The following is a 508-nucleotide window of genomic DNA, read 5'->3' as shown; positions in this document are numbered from 1 at the left end:
CCGCCCGGCCGCGTCGCGCTGGTAGCCGGTGACCCGTTGCGTGCCGTCGTCGCCGTGCTCGGTTTTCTCCAGCAGGTGGCCGTTGAGGTCGTAGGCATAGGCGGTGCGTTGCCCATCGAAGCCGACTTGCTGTCGGATCAGTCCGCCGGGCGTGTAGTCCAGCCGATAGGTTTCGCCGCGTTCGTTTTCGATCTCGGTCAGCAACAGCCGCGCCGAGTCGTAGCGGTACTTGAGCGCCGTGCCGTCGGGGTTGAGGCGGCGGCTGACCAAGTGCAGGTCGTCGGCGTATTCATAACGGGTGACCCGCCCCAGCTCGTCGCGCTCGGCGGTGACCTTGCCGTAGGCGTTGTAGGTCCAGGCCCGGATCGCGCCCGTTGGCGAGGTGGTCTGGAGCAGCCGGCCCATGGCGTCCCAGTGGTAATGGGTGAGTGCGCCGTGTTCATCCTGGCGACTCAACAAACGCCCCAGGGCGTCGTAGGAAAAAACCCGGTGACTGGCGTCGGGCAGG

General features: G+C 66.7%; 1 pseudogene. It reads right to left on the bottom strand.

Going from position 1 to position 508, the window contains the following annotated elements:
* A pseudogene (locus ACLEJQ_RS25760) lies at positions 1–508 on the bottom strand (type IV secretion protein Rhs); the annotation flags it as partial.

It is taken from the genome of Pseudomonas sp. SMV71 (assembly GCF_052042015.1).
Taxonomy (GTDB): Bacteria; Pseudomonadota; Gammaproteobacteria; order Pseudomonadales; family Pseudomonadaceae; genus Aquipseudomonas.
Note: the sequence above shows the minus strand (reverse complement) of the source record. Positions and strands in the feature narration are given on the sequence as shown.